General features: G+C 43.3%; 13 protein-coding genes. 6 read left to right on the forward strand and 7 right to left on the reverse strand.

The window, feature by feature from the left end:
* Nucleotides 1-18: 18 nt before the first annotated feature.
* The 5 genes from F0227_RS01470 (at nt 19) to galM (ending at nt 7,855) form a co-directional block, all read left to right on the forward strand.
* On the forward strand, nt 19-3,156 hold the full coding sequence (locus F0227_RS01470) for a beta-galactosidase (RefSeq protein ID WP_216613291.1): 3,138 nt from the start codon (nt 19-21) through the stop codon (nt 3,154-3,156).
* A 278-nt stretch (nt 3,157-3,434) separates the two neighbouring features.
* Nucleotides 3,435-4,445 (forward strand): UDP-glucose 4-epimerase GalE, encoded by a 1,011-nt coding sequence (gene galE / locus F0227_RS01475; RefSeq protein ID WP_171751381.1) that lies wholly within the window; start codon nt 3,435-3,437, stop codon nt 4,443-4,445.
* A gap of 63 nt (nt 4,446-4,508) precedes the next feature.
* Nucleotides 4,509-5,561 (forward strand): UDP-glucose--hexose-1-phosphate uridylyltransferase, encoded by a 1,053-nt coding sequence (locus tag F0227_RS01480; RefSeq protein WP_171751382.1) that lies wholly within the window; start codon nt 4,509-4,511, stop codon nt 5,559-5,561.
* Nucleotides 5,562-5,622: 61 nt separating this feature from the next.
* Nucleotides 5,623-6,783: a galactokinase gene (gene galK / locus F0227_RS01485; protein ID WP_171751383.1), complete on the forward strand. Its 1,161-nt coding sequence runs from the start codon at nt 5,623-5,625 to the stop codon at nt 6,781-6,783.
* A 34-nt stretch (nt 6,784-6,817) separates the two neighbouring features.
* Nucleotides 6,818-7,855 carry a galactose-1-epimerase gene (gene galM / locus F0227_RS01490; protein ID WP_171751457.1) on the forward strand — a complete coding sequence of 346 codons (1,038 nt, stop codon included), beginning with the start codon at nt 6,818-6,820 and terminating at the stop codon, nt 7,853-7,855.
* Between the two features lie 55 nt (nt 7,856-7,910).
* Here the strand turns inward: galM and F0227_RS01495 are convergent, their stop codons facing one another.
* From F0227_RS01495 to F0227_RS01525, 7 genes are all read right to left on the reverse strand, one after another.
* Nucleotides 7,911-8,336 (reverse strand): C-GCAxxG-C-C family (seleno)protein, encoded by a 426-nt coding sequence (locus tag F0227_RS01495; RefSeq protein WP_171751384.1) that lies wholly within the window; start codon nt 8,334-8,336, stop codon nt 7,911-7,913.
* A 1-nt stretch (nt 8,337) separates the two neighbouring features.
* On the reverse strand, nt 8,338-9,336 hold the full coding sequence (locus F0227_RS01500; protein ID WP_171751385.1) for a substrate-binding domain-containing protein: 999 nt from the start codon (nt 9,334-9,336) through the stop codon (nt 8,338-8,340).
* A 356-nt stretch (nt 9,337-9,692) separates the two neighbouring features.
* Complete coding sequence (locus tag F0227_RS01505; RefSeq protein ID WP_171751386.1) at nt 9,693-10,829, reverse strand: glycerate kinase; 1,137 nt, start codon at nt 10,827-10,829, stop codon at nt 9,693-9,695.
* Nucleotides 10,830-10,977: 148 nt separating this feature from the next.
* Nucleotides 10,978-12,102, reverse strand: a complete 1,125-nt coding sequence (locus F0227_RS01510; RefSeq protein ID WP_171751387.1) for a sugar diacid recognition domain-containing protein — start codon at nt 12,100-12,102, stop codon at nt 10,978-10,980.
* A 179-nt stretch (nt 12,103-12,281) separates the two neighbouring features.
* Nucleotides 12,282-13,313: a 2,3,4,5-tetrahydropyridine-2,6-dicarboxylate N-succinyltransferase gene (gene dapD / locus F0227_RS01515; RefSeq protein ID WP_171751388.1), complete on the reverse strand. Its 1,032-nt coding sequence runs from the start codon at nt 13,311-13,313 to the stop codon at nt 12,282-12,284.
* Between the two features lie 201 nt (nt 13,314-13,514).
* Nucleotides 13,515-14,156 carry a MarC family protein gene (locus tag F0227_RS01520; protein WP_171751389.1) on the reverse strand — a complete coding sequence of 214 codons (642 nt, stop codon included), beginning with the start codon at nt 14,154-14,156 and terminating at the stop codon, nt 13,515-13,517.
* Between the two features lie 141 nt (nt 14,157-14,297).
* On the reverse strand, nt 14,298-14,591 hold the full coding sequence (locus F0227_RS01525) for a YebG family protein (RefSeq protein WP_171751390.1): 294 nt from the start codon (nt 14,589-14,591) through the stop codon (nt 14,298-14,300).
* Between the two features lie 213 nt (nt 14,592-14,804).
* Here F0227_RS01525 and recC point away from each other — a divergent pair, with 213 nt between their 5' ends.
* A complete protein-coding gene (gene recC / locus F0227_RS01530) occupies nt 14,805-18,245 on the forward strand; it encodes an exodeoxyribonuclease V subunit gamma (RefSeq protein WP_171751458.1) in 3,441 nt (1,146 codons plus the stop codon).
* Nucleotide 18,246: the final 1 nt, after the last annotated feature.

The following is an 18,246-nucleotide window of genomic DNA, read 5'->3' on the forward strand; positions in this document are numbered from 1 at the left end:
CAATAAAGGACAATATCAATGATAACTTTTGAGTCAGTGATTGCTCGTCGTGATTGGGAGAACCCACAATCTTTTCAAGCCAATCAGCTAGCAGGGCATAGCCCTCTAAATCATTTTGTCAGTTTAGATGATGCGCTAAAAAAACAAAACTCATCCAGAGTGAGCCTTAATGGTGACTGGAAGTTTAATCTGTATGCTAAGCCTGAGTTAGTGCCAGCAGAATTTATAGCGGTTGGTTTTGATGATACAGCTTGGAACGCCATTAGGGTTCCCAGTAACTGGCAACTTGAGGGGGATGAATTTACTCTCCTTGAAGGTGAAGAAGAGGGAAAACGAGATAACCCTATCTATGCCAATATCAAATATCCGTTTGAGATTAATCCACCATTTGTCCCACAAGATAATCCGACTGGCTGTTATCGTCGTCATTTTTCAATCTCTAAAGCTGAGCTTGAGATGCAAACCAGAGTGGTTTTTGACGGTGTAAACTCAGCATTTCATCTCTGGTGTAATGGTAAGTGGGTTGGGTATTCACAAGATAGCCGTTTACCCGCAGAGTTTGACTTAACTTCTTATTTGTCCCTGGGAGAGAATACTCTCTCTGTGATGGTGCTGCGTTGGAGCGATGGCAGCTATCTTGAAGATCAAGACATGTGGTGGTTGAGTGGCATATTTAGAGATGTCACTCTGTTATCAAAACCTCACTGCCAGATAGCAGATGTCTTTGTTCAGCCTAAACTTGATGCTTGTTACCGTGATGCCGTGTTGGATGCAGAGATAACCTTAGTTAATCCACATCATCATCAGGTACAAATGCAACTGTTTGACGGCCTTACTCCCGTTTCTGAGCCTGTCATAGCGGGTGTGCAAAATCGTGTTGTTGATGAGAAAGGGGGGTGGGATGATAAAGTTTTCTTATCCACGACTATTCGCCAGCCTAAGCATTGGAGTGCAGAGGTACCAAATCTTTACCGCTGCGTTATAACCTTAATTGATGAACAAGGTCTCAGTGTAGACATTGAAGCGTATGACATTGGTTTTCGCAATCTAGATATTCAATCGGGGCAACTGCGTCTCAATGGTAAACCTCTACTAATTAAAGGGGTTAATCGTCATGAGCATGACCAACACAAAGGTCATGCGATAGACGAACAGAGTATGATTGCGGATATCAAGCTGCTTAAACAGTCCAACTTTAATGCTGTAAGAACGGCGCATTATCCTAACCACCCAAGATGGTACGAACTGTGTGATGAATATGGCTTGTATCTGGTAGACGAAGCTAATGTAGAGACGCATGGTATGTTCCCTATGGAACGTTTATCCGTTGATCCTCAGTGGGCTGGAGCGTATATGATGCGTATGACCAAGCTTGTTGAGCGGGATAAAAACCACCCTAGTGTGATTATTTGGTCATTGGGCAATGAGTCTGGTCAGGGGGGCAATCATAATGCTATGTATGCCTGGACGAAACAGAGAGATCCGTCGCGCCCTGTGCAATATGAAGGTGGTGGTGCAGATAGCAGTGCTACAGACATTATTTGCCCTATGTACTCGCGAGTTGACCAAGACCAACCATTTCCTGCTGTGCCTAAATGGGCCATTAAGAAATGGATCAGTATGCCGGATGAAACACGACCGCTTATCCTCTGTGAATATGCCCATGCTATGGGGAATAGTATCGGGAGCTTTGACAAATATTGGCAAGCCTTTCGTCAATATCCTCGATTGCAGGGTGGCTTTATCTGGGATTGGGTTGATCAAGGAATCGTTAAGCAGGATCAACAAGGTCACTCCTATTGGGGTTACGGTGGCGATTTTAATGATAGTCAAAATGATCGTCAGTTCTGCATTAATGGTCTTATCTTCCCTGATAGAACCGCGCATCCAACGCTATTTGAAGTCAAGTACTGCCAACAACCTTATCAATTTGCTTTGCTTAGCGAGCAAACAGATAAGTCGACATTACGTTGGGATATTGAAGTAACAAACGAACAGTTATTTGATGATAGCTCTCAATACAGTTTTTACTGGACCTTGTTAGAAGATGGTATGCCTGTTGCCCTTAATTCAGAGGCACTAAAAATTGCGGCAGATTCAAGCTTTAATTGGAAAATACGGTGTGATTATTTATTAAAAGCGGGTTGTGATTACCAACTTAATATTGACGTCAAACTTATCGCCGATAATCGGTGGGCAGAGGCTGGCCATACTATTGCAACCGAGCAGTTTAAAGTCATTAACCAACAGAGCTTAGTTATTGCGTCTTCACCCACAAAAGCCACGCCTATAGAGATAACTGAGACAGATGAGCAGTGGTTGATTCATTTTGCTGACAAGCAACAGCTTAGCTGGAACCGCAAAAATGGTGAGCTGGTTGGGTGGGATAAAACCGGTAAACCGTTATTAGCCGCTGCACCTAAAGATAATTTTTATCGTGCTCCACTAGACAATGATATCGGTACTAGCGAAGCCGATTTCGTCGATCCTAATGCGTGGGTCACTCGCTGGGGAAATGTATCGTTAGGAGAGTGGGATAAAGAGTGCTACAGCTGCGAGCTGAATAAACTTGCCGATAAAGTACAAGTGAGTAGTCGCTTTGCTTATCGTGTTGGTCAGCAGTTAATGGCACTGACTTGTTGGCAGTATCTGGTTGATATCGATGGGTCAGTAACATTGACGGTGGATGTACAGTTTAGTGAGCACTTGCCGCCATTACCTCGAGTGGGTATTGAACTCGCGTTAAACCCTGACATTGTCTACAGCGATGTCGCTTGGTACGGACTAGGGCCGTTTGAAAACTATCCCGACAGGTGTGCAGCTGCGAGAATAGGCTACTATCAAAAGCCGTTATCGGAATTATTCACCCCATATATTTACCCAACAGAGAGCGGTTTGCGTTGTAAGACTCAGTGGTTGGAAGTGGGTAATATCACTGTGAAAGGGGAGTTTCAGTTCTCTATCAATGCTTATTCGTCACAGCAAATTACAGACGTTAAGCACCCTAATGAACTGGTTGAAGAGGGGGCCGTTTATTTACGGCTTGATCATCAGCATATGGGCGTGGGTGGTGATGACTCTTGGAGTCCGAGTGTTCATGACGAATATCTATTGCAGGATAAGCATTATCGTTATCAACTGACGATCAGTGGATAATGTAGAAAAATTAAGCCTCGCGTAAGTGAGGCTTTTTTCACCAATAGGACGGTGTTTTATAACCATAAAGAGCGCCTATCAATTTACTGTTTGGTTAGTGATTGTTTTTTAGAGCCTTCTTGTTTTGTTGGTAAGTTTAAATATTAATGGAAACGTTTACACAAGTTTGATTTTGATCACAGCATAACTAAGGGATAGACTCTACACTTCATATATGTTCGAAATGAGAACATTAAAAATGTAATTGTTAGCATGCAGAGCATGTAAAGAGAGGCAATGTGAAAGTTCTTGTTACTGGTGGAATGGGATATATCGGCAGTCATACTTGTGTTCAAATGATACAGGCTGGCATTGAGCCCATCATTATTGACAACCTTTGCAACAGTAAGCTAGCGGTGCTTGATCGAATTGAAGCGCTAACTGGCGTTCGTCCTGTTTTTTATCAAGGGGACATTCGTGATAAAACTTGTCTCGCTGACATTTTCAGTCAACACGATATTACATCTGTAATCCATTTCGCCGGGCTTAAAGCGGTCGGTGAATCAGTCAGTATGCCGATTGAGTATTATGACAACAATGTTAACGGTTCACTGGTATTAGTTTCTGCTATGCGGGATGCTGGTGTAAAGAGCATCATATTTAGTTCTTCTGCCACTGTTTATGGCGATCCGACTTCTGTGCCTATCACCGAAGACTCACCCGTTGGCAATACAACCAACCCATATGGCCGAAGTAAGTATATGGTAGAAGGCGTTTTATCAGATTTCTTTGACTCCCAGCCTGATTGGAGTATCACTCTACTTCGTTACTTTAACCCTGTTGGTGCACATCCGTCTGGCACCATGGGAGAAGACCCTCAAGGTATTCCAAATAACCTAATGCCGTTTATTGCTCAGGTCGCCGTCGGCCGTAGAGAAAAATTGTCAGTATTTGGAAACGATTACCCTACGCCTGACGGTACTGGTGTCCGTGATTACATTCATGTAATGGATTTGGCGGACGGACACATAGCTGCGTTAACATCGGTGGGCAAAAATGCGGGACTGCATATCTATAACTTAGGTACAGGGAATGGCTCTAGCGTGCTGGAAATGGTGGATGCCTTTGCCCATGCGAGTGGAAAGCAGATTCCTTATGAGCTTTGTCAACGTCGTGCAGGTGATATAGCCGAGTGTTGGGCAAGTACAGCTAAAGCAGAGAAAGATCTTGGTTGGAAGGCGACACGCACAGTAAAAGATATGACCGCTGATACTTGGAACTGGCAATCACAAAACCCGACAGGGTATTAAACAAACACTATTCGGATAGCTGGGCTGCAGTTGTCTGAACCATCGCAATTATTGAGAGCTTGTATGTCTGATATAAAATTTAATCCGGTGGATCATCCACATCGTCGGTATAACCCATTAACTGGACAGTGGATTTTAGTTTCTCCACATCGTGCTAAACGTCCGTGGAGTGGGCAAGATGAAAAGCCGTCGGTCGAGCAACTTGCTAGCTATGATGCGGATTGTTTTTTATGTGCAGGCAACACTCGTATATCCGGGGATGTTAACCCAGACTATCAAGGAACATACGTTTTCTCGAATGATTTTGCAGCATTAATGGTGGACTCTCCTGAGGCACCAGAGTCGGATAATCCTCTGTTTAAAACTCAGGGTGTTCAAGGATTAAGTCGCGTCATCTGTTTTTCCGCCGATCATAGCCAAACCTTACCAGAACTACCTGTGGCAAAAATCCGTGGTGTTATCGACACTTGGAATGAACAAATTGAAGAGTTAGGTAAAGATTTTATTTGGGTTCAAGCTTTTGAAAATAAGGGTGAAACAATGGGCTGCTCTCAGCCTCATCCACATGGTCAAATATGGGCCAATAGCTTTCTACCTAATGAAATTGAGCGCAAAGAGCGACACCTCAAAGAGTATTACCAGCAATATGGCCGAAACCTGTTAGTTGATTATGTTCAAGCTGAGCTAAAAGATGGCGAACGAACAGTCGTAGAGACAGAACATTGGATAGCGGTTGTTCCGTACTGGGCTGCTTGGCCGTTTGAAACCATGCTATTGCCTAAACGTCATATTCGTCGATTAAATGAACTTAGTGATGAGCAGCGAGATGATCTTGCTCTGGCGATTAAGAAGCTAACTAGCCGATACGATAATCTATTTCAATGCTCTTTCCCTTACTCCATGGGCTGGCATTATGCACCGTTTTTTGAACAAGGAACGGACATTGAGCATTGGCAACTCCACGCGCTATTTTATCCACCTCTGTTACGTTCTGCTTCGGTACGTAAGTTTATGGTGGGATACGAAATGTTGGCAGAGTCTCAGCGTGACTTAACCGCAGAGCAGGCCGCAGCTAAATTGCGTGAATTGAGTGATGTTCATTATAAAGATCGATAAACAGCAATTAATGATTCGTGTTCCAACTGAACATGATGCGAAAAATTGAAGAGAAATGATTATGACTACATTATTTGACAGGGTGAATGCTGCATTTAGCCAAGTGCTGGGTTATGACGCCAGCTGTACAATTCAGGCGCCGGGAAGAGTAAATTTAATTGGTGAGCATACGGATTACAATGATGGTTTCGTATTGCCTTGTGCCATTAATTATCAAACGGTAGTTGCGGCGGCAAAACGAGATGACAATATTGTTAGAGTCGTGTCTGTTGATTACGATAATCAGGTAGATGAGTTTGATCTCACCAAGACGATTGAGTTTCAACCTGATCGTATGTGGGCTAATTATATTCGTGGCGTTGTTAAATGTCTGATCGAGCGAGGCTATCGCTTTAAAGGTGCCGATATCTCTGTCAGTGGTAATGTACCGCAAGGCGCGGGTTTAAGCTCTTCTGCTGCACTGGAAGTTGTGATTGGTCAGACTTTTAAAGAGCTATACTCGTTGGATATCTCTCAAGCAGAGATAGCACTCAACGGTCAGCAGGCTGAGAATGAGTTTGTCGGCTGTAATTGCGGTATCATGGATCAGCTTATTTCTGCTGAAGGTCAAGAGAACCATGCACTGCTTATTGACTGTCGAACGTTGGAGACCAAAGCGGTCTCAATGCCAGACAATATGTCAGTGGTCATTATTAATTCCAATAAAAAGCGTGGTTTGGTTGATAGCGAATACAATACTCGTCGCGAGCAGTGCGAAGAAGCGGCCAGAATCTTTGAGGTAAAAGCCCTTAGAGATGTGACCATAGAGACTTTTAATGCGCGACAATCTGAGTTAACAGAACTCGTTGCAAAACGTGCTCGTCACGTTATTACTGAAAATGACCGTACTGAGAGAGCCGCTAAAGCGTTAATGCAAGGCGATATGAAACTGATGGGAGAGCTGATGGCGCAATCCCATGCTTCGATGCGAGATGATTTTGAAATTACCGTTATGGAAGTCGATACCTTGGTTGATATGGTCAAAGATGTTATTGGAGAACAAGGTGGTGTGCGGATGACCGGCGGTGGTTTTGGTGGCTGCATTGTGGCACTTATTCCACCCACACTGGTTGATGAAGTAACTCGAGTGGTCACTGAAAACTATCAAAAAATGACGGGCTTAAAAGAATCTATTTATGTGTGTCAGGCAAAAGATGGAGCAGGGCTAGTTAAAACCTTATAAGGAAGATTTCGTGGACAATAAGCGAGTAAACACTATGGAACAAGAGGCTGCCTTTGATGGGCAGCCTGCTAGGTTAATAAGGCTGGAAAATAGCGTCGGTATGTCAGCAACATTTATGGACATTGGTGCTACTTGGCTTAGCTGCACACTTCCGGTAAACAATCTTGATAGAGAAGTCTTACTAGGCACGTCTACCATGGCTGACTTTGAAAAAATGAGCGCCTATATGGGGGTAACCGTAGGTCGCTACGCCAACAGAATTGCCAAAGGGCAATTTTCGATTGACGGACAGCCGTATCAATTGGAAGTCAATCAAGCGGGAAATACACTGCATGGTGGTGTGACTGGATTCGATGCTTATCGTTGGGCCGTTGAGAAACAAGCTGCGGATTTTGTTCAGTTTTCTCTGTTTTCAGAAGATGGTGATCAAGGTTTTCCTGGTAATGTTACTTGCTCGGTGCGATATACATTAACCGATGATAATGAAGTTGTTATTCAATATTTGGCGAATACCGATAAAGCCACGCCCGTAAATCTAACCAATCACGCCTATTTTAATCTTATGGGTGAAGAGTCGGGTGTTGAATGTACTTCCTATTCTCTTCAAATTAATGCTCAGCATTATCTGCCTACCGATAACGTGGGTATTCCACTTGGTGATCTTATGCCTGTTGAGGGCACTAGCTTTGATTTTCAGCAGTTAAAAACAGTGAATAGTGATTTTCTTGCTGATGAGCAACAGAAGAATGCTCAGGGGTATGATCACTCATTCTATCTAAACTCATCTTGCTACAAAGGCGATTGTGCCGCAGTCGTTACCACAGAAGATAGCAGCGTAACCATGAAAGTGTTTACTGATAAACCCGCTATACAGCTTTACACGGGAAATTGGTTAGCAGGTGAACCTAATAAAAATGGTGGCAGATACCAAAACTATGCAGGTATTGCCTTAGAGACGCAGTTTTTACCTGATTCACCGAATCATCCTGAATGGCAACAACAGAGCTGTATTCTACTCCCAGAGCAAGAGTATCGCTTTAAAACCATCTATCAGTTTGAATTTGAGAAGTAGTTTTATCGGTCTCAAGCTAGCATGATCCAGTTTGAGACCTTAACTAGGATTGAGTTTATTTGGCAGGAGTTTCACTAGGTTGAGGTAACATCTCTATCTCGCGTTGCTCACGAGCTGTTCGATAGTCTGAGTTATTGCCGTCAACGTTATCTAGATAAGGCTCCGTCAACTTTGCTGCATGTGCAACAAACTCTCGACAGCCGCATTCGGATTTTTTTATATCAGAACACTTATTCGAACCAGTTAATGCCGTGAATTGTTGATCAACAGTTTTCATTGCCTCTGGGTCGCCTAAGATAATTTGTGCAGCGTAAAGAGCACCGCACACGCCATCTTTCGCTCTACCACCCCCTGCTACTGTTGCAGAACGTATGGTAAGTTCTGACATACCAGAATTGGACTGATAGGCTTTTAATACAGCCTGCGCGCAGTTATACCCTTCTTCGCCATGAAAATACTTTGCCGCTTGCTTAGACTTCATATTATCCCTTTTCTACCGAGTCACGTCTTACAATCGTAGGAGAGAAGCGATTGGCCTCAGGTTCAACTGTTTCACCTTTCGCTAATGCTAATGACAGTCTAGCTGCTTTTTCTGCCATTAGCTGTATTGGATAACGAATGGTGGTCAATTTTGGGTGAACATAGCGTGCAATAAGACCATCATCAAAACCGACAATAGACATCTCTTTTGGTATTTTAATACCGTTCTCTTCAAAGACAGAAATAGCACCTGCTGCCATGTAGTCGTTATAAGCAACGACGGCGGTAAAGGGAACCGATTTGGTCAGTAGATTGGTTGCAGCGTACTCACCACCATCACTGTTCGGCTCACCGTACTCAATGAAACTCTTAGGGGCTTGTAAGCCATTGTCATGCATAGCGGCAAGGTAGCCGTTTATGCGCTCATCAGCATCTTCAATTTGGTGAGAAGAAGCAATGCAGGCGATTTTTTTATGGCCATGGCGAATTAAAAATTCAGTGGCGAGATAAGCCCCTTTCTGGTTATCAAGGGAGATACAGCGCTCAGCCATTTCAGCAATATGCCGATTAACAACAACCATCCCTTTTACTTCATTGGCAAAGCCAATGAGCTCTTGGTCGGACAAACTCTTTGAATGAATGATTAAGGATTCACAGCGACTATTGATCAATAGCTCAATGGCCTCTTTCTCTAAGTTATGGTCGTGATAACCATTACAGATGAGAATATGCTTACCACTGGCTTGCGCTATGGTGTCGATGGCTTTAACCATAGTGCCAAAAAATGGGTCTGAAACATCAGAGACAAGTACACCAACCGTGTTTGTGCTTTTGTTTACCAGAGCTCTAGCGTTGGCATTTGGCCGATAACCAAGTTTGCTCATCGCTTTCTTCACCGATTCTACAGAAGCTGCACTGGCTTTTGGTGATTTATTAATAACGCGTGAAACGGTGGCAACCGAGACCCCCGCCTCTCTGGCGACATCTTTAATCGTTGACATACTTACCCTAGCTTGCGCTGAAAAATGAGTTGAAAGGATTTGTAGGCCAGCTCTATTGCAATCTGCATATACCAGCAATAAGGCGATAAAGTGTCAGTAAGTAGAGATGAACAAATCCTAATTATCATGTTATTTAACTATGGGTGTGAAAATAACGCAATGTTCAATATCGCACAATTAATAGTCGAATTTAACTTGTTGATTATTAATAGTAAAACTCAGTGTAAACGTTGGTTTTATTTTATTGGCTGGTCAAGAAGTATACAGTTGTCGGGTTAAAAAATGAGAATGCGGATCTGTTTGCCGTTAAGGGCTCGTATGAATTGAGCCCTTTGTCACTTGAGTATAAGTGTTAACTATCTACGGCTAATTGACCATGTTCTGGCAACGTTTTCCGCTAGGTTTTCTAAATTGATGGCGGCTTCGGCAAATGCACTGTCGAGAGAAAATGCCCTTGGTATTGCAACGAATACGGCGTCAATTCCGCATTGATATACTGCTTGATAGTTGTCGCCAACGCACCCTGCCATAGCGATAACCGGGATCTGATATTTTTTGGCGGCTTGAGCAACGCCCATCGGCGTTTTACCGTGCACCGTTTGCCCATCAATACGTCCTTCACCAGTAATCACGAGATCTGCACCAGCCAGTTTCGCCTCAAGCTCGACCGTTTCAATCACAATTTCAATACCAGGTTTTAATCTGGCAGAGGTAAAGCCTAATAATGCTGCTCCCATTCCTCCCGCTGCCCCTGCTCCGGGAATATCTGCTATCTGTCTGTTTAGCTGTTTCTTAACAAGCTGTGCATAGTGAGCAAGGCCTTGATCAAGTATCTCTATATCTTGTTCATTCGCGCCTTTTTGAGGTCCGAATGTTGCCGACGCACCACTAGGGCCACACAATGGATTATCGACATCGCAGGCGACTAAAATTTCACAATGATGCAGCCTGTCATCCATTGCCGAAATATCGATGGAGTGTATGCTGCTTAGCCCTGCACCATTGGTAATAACAGGTTGGTTGTTTTGGTCGCAGAACTGAACACCAAGTGCCGCTAGCATACCGATGCCACCATCATTGGTCGCACTGCCACCAAGACCAATGATTAGCTTTGTTGCACCTTGATTGAGTGCATCTAGAATAAGTTCACCGGTGCCGTAACTGCTGGTGATTTTTGCATCGCGTTGAGCTGGTGGAACATGGTGCAAGCCGCTGGCAGCCGCCATTTCAATGACAGCGGTTTTACCATCACCCAGCACACCATAAAATGCCGTTACTTGTTCACCGATAGGACCGCTGACCAGCTGCTCAATGATCTTTCCTCCGGTCGCATCAACAAGAGATTGCACGGTACCTTCGCCACCATCCGCAACCGGAACATGAATAATGTCGGCATTTTTCCAAACTTTGCTGACACCCTTTTCGATGGACTGACACACTTCTTTTGCAGAAAGACTCTCTTTAAATGAATCGGGGGCAATAACAATTTTCATAACAACTCCACGGATAAATGTAACGGATCATATACTCAAGCACCTTGAGGCTACCTGAATATAGTATTTGCTAATTAGCTACCTATGTCATTGTGCTATTGCATATAATAGTTTTGGTTTTTTGTGATTTTATTGGTCTTATGCACAATTAGTTGAGTTTGTTGATGTGAAAAGCGAGATATAGTTCCACTAAACCAGAGAAGTGCTGGGTAGAGAGCCCAGTTAAAGTTTCTATTTTATCTAATCTATATCTAAGGGTGTTGCGATGGATGGATAGAGAGTCTGCACAGCTTTTTAAGTTGCCATTGTGCTCAAAAAGCGCGAGCAGCGTAGCGCGTAGCTGTCCTGAGCGGTCATGTTTCTCTAGTTGTCGATAAGGAAGCAGTAATTGGTCTTGCTGCCAGTGATTCTTAACGGGAGCAAGTAACATTGCCATGCGAAAGTCGTCAAACAGATAGTATTTTTTTTCTGGATAGTGGCATTCGCCAAACTGTAAGACTTGTTCACTGCTCGCAAAAGAGTGGTGAATGTTTGATACCTCAGTAAAGGTTTTACCCAGCGCCAGTTTACAGTCTGCAAACCCAGAAAGAGAGAGCAGTCGCCCTAGTCGCTGAACAAGGTCTGATTCAGTATAAGAGGGAGATGGCGGCCGTTTTTTAAGTAGCACTATCTCTGCAAGAGACGTAACGGCTAATAAGTTGTCTCTGTCTTCATTTTCCAGTAGTTCAATGACGGATCGAACCGTATCTTGACCAGCAGTGGAGTGATTAAATTTAATAATAATGACGTATCTGGCGGATTGAATGTCCACATTTAGATGGTGAGCCTGCTTCTTTAACTGGGGCTGAGTTAGTTGATCCGTTAACCATAACTGAACCAGCTCTTCTCTATGTCGTTTATCCCACTGGAGTTTTTCGCTAAGAATGGCTTGTTCAATGGCCATCTCTGCGGTCATCTTTACCAGTTCAGCGTAGTTTCTAATGACGTTGGGTTCTCCCGTGATACCCACAACCCCAACGATATCGTCACTGTGTTTAAGTAGCAGGTTGATGCCTTGTTTGACTCCCTGCAAAGATGATTTACTGTCTAGAGTGACTTCAACAGTATCCTTACGTTTTAGCGCCAGTAACGCGCCATCATGCAGTTGTCCTATACGCTCTTGATCACCGCTAGCGATAATAATTCCAGCTTGATTCATTACGTTGATATTGTTGCCAATGATGCTCATTGTTCGATCAACGATTTGCTGGGCCAGTTGGTGGTCTAAAATCATAGCGATTGCGCTTATAGTAAAAACGGAATGTTTGTTATAACGATTGCAATTAAAAAAGTCTATATTGAGGGGAAGATAATGCTCAAGCACATTGAGGGACTTGGGTGTAAGAAGAGCTAACCAAAGGCTAGCTCTTACTATAAAGACTTAACTATAAAGACTTGACTATAAAGCGGAGCTTAGTTGTTGCTATGAAGCTCGCTGTTAAGTTCAACCGCGCTTTTATTGGTTAAACATTCAATTTGCCCCGATACTGAGTTGCGGCGGAAAAGTAAGTCTGGTTTGCCCGCCAGATCACGCGCTTTTACCACTTCTACTTGCTGACCATTGGCGTCTAGCATTGCCACTTTTGCACCTGCGGTTACGTACAGACCAGACTCAACGGTACAACGATCACCAAGAGGGAAGCCTAATCCAGCATTGGCACCAAGAAGAGAGTTATCGCCAATAGAGACCACAACAGTTCCGCCACCTGAGAGTGTCCCCATAATTGAAGCACCACCACCAATATCTGAACCATCACCGACTACAACACCAGCAGAGATACGGCCTTCAACCATGCTCACGCCTTTAGTACCTGCATTGAAGTTAATAAAGCCTTCATGCATCACGGTCGTTCCTTCACCAACATGTGCACCAAGTCTTACACGAGACGTATCGGCAATACGAATACCTGCTGGAACAACATAGTCCACCATCTTAGGAAACTTATCCACACAATCGACGCTAAGTACTTGCCCCGCAAGACGAGCTTCAATTTGACGCTCTGCCAGTTCAGGTAGGTCAATGGGACCTTGGTTTGTCCAAGCGATGTTGTGCAATAGGCCAAAAATACCATCCAGTACTGTGCCGTGAGGCGCAACTAAACGTTGTGAAATCAATTGTAACTTCAAGAAACCTTCAGCAACGGATTGAGGTTTTTCATCACTTTCTAGTACAACAAGCACAAGAGGTTGTTGTGATGCTGTGGCCTTTTCTGCAAAAGAAGCGTTGGCTACATCGCCATTGGCTGCAAATGCATTGGCAAGCTCACTACTAAGTTGATTAGTAATTTCAATCGTTTGGTTACCGGATGTGTAGCCAGATACTTGTGCTACTGCCGAGACAAGCGCATTACTTGGATTAAGAATAGGGTTGGGGAAAAATGCTTCGATTATTTTTCCGTCACGGTTTTTTGTTGTGGTGCCAAATGCGAGAGAAAAGTGTGCCATTGTCTACGTATCTCCGTAATGTAGAGGATGAATATCAAGGTCGCTAATCTGATAGCGGTTAGATAAGTCTGTGAATCAGTTGCAGACCATCATAAAGAGAGCCTGCATAAGTTAAAAGAGTGCGATAAGAGAAAGTCCGCTATTTGATATCTTTTGTCTTTTTAGCGATATATTTTGTTAAAAAGAAAAATTGTACGGCGATTAACTGAACGCTTTTATGGCTTGATCAATGCCTTCAATTAGCATCTGCACGCCAATGACCGCCAAAATTAGCCCCATCATTTTTGTTATGACATCCATAATACTTGGGCCGATAACTTTGACCAGCTTCTCTCCAGAGATAAAGATAAAGTAAGAAATGGCACATAAAATAGCAAAAGAAGCGATGGTGACAAATACTGCTCCTGTGCCAGGAGACGAAGCAAAGTTCATTGCGGTCGCGATAGTGCCAGGGCCTGCTAAAATTGGCATTGCCAACGGTGAAATAGCAATGCCTAATACCGCTTTCTTTTGCGATTCACTGTTCTCTTCTCCACTAGGAGAATGAACCGCTGACGCGTGTCCTTGCAGCATATGAAAACCAATTTGGAAAACTAAAATTCCGCCTGTAATGCGCAGTGCATATAGGGTAATTCCAAATAGATCGAAGATCAGTTTTCCGCTAATGGCAAAAGCAGAAATAATGATAAAGGCCACGAACACTGAGCGAAAGGCGATGGCCTTTACGGTGTTACGATCGCTGTCGCCAGTCAGGCTAAGAAATATAGGAGTGTTGGCGATAGGGTTCATTATGGCAAAGAAGCCCATAAAAACAGTCGCGCCGTGGATAATAAGCTCTTTCATGAATGTATCTCTGCGTGTCTATATAAAGACCGTGATAGTACAGAATCAACGGATAGAAAAAAACCATATTAATAAACGTGGCTAATACCGCGTTTATTAATATGGTTAAGTATAATAGCAATAAAATTATGTTAGCGAATGTTACGCTGCGTCTTCTTGAGGCTTTTCAATTGCTGCTACTTTGTTTGCTTTTTTAGGTGCTGGTTTACGTTTGGCGCCTAGAGCAAACAGAACATCTTCTTTATGTTGAGCTAAGTAGAGAGACAGTTCTTCTTGCTTTGCTTCATCTTCAATAAGATCGCTTTTGCCAATTAGCTCGAATAGCTCATCAGCCATGTCCAACATTTTATCATAAGCGTCAGCTTCAGCTTTAGAGGTAAAAGTCATCTTTTCTTCTCCGTTGCGCTCCACCACGTACTTGACGATTACAGCCATGGTTATCCTTAAAAAAGTTTATAAATCACTGTGTGTTTATACAGTTTTACTGCGGGTAAGTCCAGTCAACTTATCTGTTTTGAGAGCTAAGAACGGTTGATATTTCTATCTCTACTCGCTGTTAATACATGGGATTAACAGCGGTGCCTTGAAGTCGCGTCAGACTATGCTAGTCTGGTGACCAAACTTGATTCAGCAATATACAGGCCAGCCTTGTTTACGGTTTATCATTCAAATCAAATTGATCTCTTAAAGTCTCTTTTAGTGGAGTTGATTCGCTCATCGCCATTGGATAATCCTTTTGAAAAAGAGCAGATCTTGGTGCAAAGCCCGGGGATGTCGCAATGGCTAAAAATGGAGATGGCTGCTGAGCTCGGTGTGGCTGCGAATATAGAGTTTCCGCTGCCAGCTACTTTTATCTGGAACATGTTTGTGCAAGTACTGGATGACGTACCAGAGCGTAGTGCATTTAATAAAGAGTCGATGACGTGGAAGTTATTGCTGTTATTACCAAGCTGTTTGCATCGCGAGGAGTTTGCGCCACTAGCGAGCTACCTTGCTAACGATGATGATAAGTCCAAACTGTATCAATTGGCTGAGAAAATAGCGGATATTTTTGATGGTTACTTAGTGTATCGCCCAGAATGGATAGCGGCTTGGGAAGCTGGCTTGCCGGTTGATGAGTTGCAAGGGGAACAAGAGTGGCAACCAATACTATGGAAAACACTATACGACCATACTCTTGCTCAACAGGAATCACATTATCATCGTGCGAATCTTTACCACGATTTTATTCATTGTTTGCAGCATAGTGACTTGTCAGAGCTAACCTTTCCTAAGCGACTTTTTGTATTTGGTATCTCTTCACTGCCGCCAAGATATATGGATGCGTTAAAAGCGCTCGGCGAACATATGGATGTACATCTGATGTTTACCAACCCATGCCGATATTACTGGGGAGACGTTAGAGACAGAAAGTATCTCGCAAAATTGCAAATGAACAGTCGTCAACATTTGCAATGGCGCGCCGGGCAGTCGGAACTCATCGGTGAGACTGCTCAGCTCAAAGGGACGCTAGAACACAATCTGTTAGAGAATTTTCATAGCGATGTTATTGGCAACAGTCTCTTGGCATCGATGGGGAAACTGGGTAGAGATAATATGTATCTGTTATCTCAGCTTTCATCTAATGAGGTTGAAGCATTTGTTGATATTCCTAGAGACAGTTTACTGCATCAAATTCAAGCGGATATCCTCAATTTAGAAGAGCGACAAGATGATAAAAACATTGCAGATAGTCAGCATAAACTTACGGTGTCTGCTGCTGATGACTCTTTGATGCTACACGCATGCCACAGTCCGATGAGGGAAGTGGAAGTGCTGCATGACAATTTATTGGCGATGTTTGATGGCAATTCACAGCTTAAGCCAAGAAATATCATTGTTATGGTTGCGGATATCAATGCCTACAGTCCGGCCATTCAAGCGGTATTTGGTAATGCCCCTAGTGATAGGTATATCCCTTTTTCCATTTCTGACAGAACCGTCGCAGATGAGAGCCCTGTATTAACTGCGTTCCTCGATTTAGTGAATCTACCTAGTAGTCGTTGTCTCTCTTCTGAACTGATTGAGTTGTTAAACATTCCGGAGGTGTTGGCAAAATATCAGATCACGGAACAAGAATTTGAACGTCTTAGAATGTGGATAGAAGAGGCGGGTATACGTTGGGGGATGAACTCCCATACCGCAGAAGAGTTTGATTTGCCGGAAATGCCACAAAATAGCTGGCTGTTTGGCGTGCAACGTATGCTACTTGGTTATGCAATGCACAATAGTGTTGGATTTTATCAAGACGCCCAACAATTGATTGCTCCCTACAATGAAGTACAGGGACTGGATGCCGAACTTGCCGGAAAGTTAGCTCATTTTATCGATAAAATTACCTATTATCGCCAAGAGTTGGCTCTCTCTTTGACGGTAGAACAATGGCAACAAAAGCTTATTGCATTAATTGATGATTTTTTTGAGGTTGAGCTGGATGGTGAAATTGCGTTAAAAACAATCAGAGATACATTACAACAGCTAAGAGAGCAGTTAGACAGCATCTCCTATACTGACACTATTGCACCACGAGTCATTATCGAATATCTCACCAGTAAACTCTCTAGCTCTCGAGTTAGTCAGCGATTTCTTGCTGGACAAGTTAATTTTTGTACCTTGATGCCGATGCGTTCTATTCCTTTTGACGTAGTCTGCTTACTTGGCATGAATGATGGTGTGTACCCTCGTTCTATGCCCGCAGAAGGGTTTGATTTAATAAATGGCCGTGCCAGAGCCGGTGATCGCAGTCGAAGAGATGATGATAGGTATCTGTTTCTTGAGGCCTTATTATCAGCACAGCAAAAACTGTATATCAGTTATATTGCTCAATCAATTCAAGATAACAGTGAAAGAGTTCCCTCTACACTGGTGTCTGAATTACTGGAGTATTGCGCTGCCAACTTCTGCCTTAAAGGAGAGGACGTATTGGCAAGCGATGACTCGGCAGAAAACATGATCAGAGCACTAACCACTCATCATGCCATGGTGCCTTATAGTCAATCTGCATTCGACGGCTCAACCCCAAGTTATGCGGCTGAGTGGTTGGGAGTTGTTAATAATAGAAGAGCAGAGCAGAAGCCTTTTATTCAGCCATTGCCGGAACTGCTGCAAAGAGATGAAGTGAGCAGTGATGACTCAAAGCTTGAACTAGACCTCAATGAGTTGCAACGTTTCTGGCGCTTACCCGTAAAATATTTCTTTAATCGTCGCTTAAAAATCTATTTTGAACCCATAGAGAGCTTCACGGATAGCAATGAACCATTTGTACTTGATGGGCTGCAAAGCTATCTGCTTAGAGATGAACTACTGGCAGAAACATTGGCGGCTAGAGTCAACGGTACAGATGAGCAGCAAGTTGCCAATGACTATTTAACTCTGCAACGAGCTAAAGGTGTACTGCCTGTTGGTGCTTTTGGTGACTTGGAGTTTGAGTTAAATAGCAATAAAACTGAGCAGTTGGTGAATCGACTTGCTGAGTTGTGTCAGCAAAAGCGTGCAGATATTGAAGTGGATACAGAGCTGTTTTTGCCTGATCTTCCATTACCTTGTTCATTGTCGGGGTGGGTAAAGAATCACTACTCGTCAGGTATAGTACATTATCGCAGTGGTAAAATCCGTAGTCAGGATTGGTTGGCTGCATGGATAGATCATCTCTGTTGCGCCACAATGTCGATGCCGTTAAAAACGCATCTTATTGGTTATGATAATAAAGCGGGATTAGAGCATCACATTATTGCTGAAGTAGATAAAGAGCAAGCTGAGCAGTGGTTGATGGAACTGCTTACTCTCTATTATCAGGGATTAAATGCACCGTTAGCCTACTTTCCAAAAACGGCCTTATCAGGGGTTAAGCAACTATTAAAAGGTAAGGAAGACATGGAAGATAAAATGTCGGCGACTTTCCATGATAGTTTCTTTTTTGCTGGTGAAGGAAGTGATGATTATATTTCTCGGGTTTGGCCGGAATGGGATCAAGCGTTGTACGAGGTATTATGGCACAACGCTCAATTAGTCTTATTAAATGTGTTTGCCAATAGTGAAGATAACTGCTGAT

The sequence above is a fragment of the Vibrio sp. 99-8-1 genome (assembly GCF_013114595.1).
Classification (GTDB): domain Bacteria; phylum Pseudomonadota; class Gammaproteobacteria; order Enterobacterales; family Vibrionaceae; genus Vibrio.